A 397-nucleotide genomic window follows, 5' to 3' on the forward strand; every position below is an offset into this window, starting at 1 on the left:
ACGTTCTACTCTCCCAGAACCCTGCGGTTCAAGTACCATCGACGCTGGAGGGCTTAACGGTCGTGTTCGAGATGGGAACGCGTGGGTCCCCTCCGCCATCATCACCAAACAGTCAAAGCGTGTTTGCGCCTTGAAAACTAGATACGAAACTTGCGTAAAGAATATTTGTCATCTCCGTTAGACGTAGAGACTAGCTGCTTAGTCAGCTGTAATCAGAGAGACTTTTGACTTCGTCAAAAGATCCCTTTATTAGGTTAAGCCCTCGACCGATTAGTATTCGTCAGCTGCATACGTTGCCGCACTTCCACCTCGAACCTATCAACCTCGTCGTCTACAAGGGGTCTTACATACTGGGAAATCTCATCTTGAGGGGGGCTTCGCGCTTAGATGCTTTCAG

The 397-nt window shown here is 49.1% G+C and carries 2 rRNA genes; both read right to left on the bottom strand.

Annotated features, from left to right (window positions below):
• Positions 1-109: ribosomal RNA gene (rrf, locus tag AC1DUA_RS40855) — 5S ribosomal RNA — on the bottom strand; the annotation flags it as partial.
• A 141-nt stretch (positions 110-250) separates the two neighbouring features.
• Positions 251-397 (bottom strand): 23S ribosomal RNA (locus tag AC1DUA_RS40860); the annotation flags it as partial.

The organism is Paenibacillus sp. 01T422 (genome assembly GCF_056398785.1).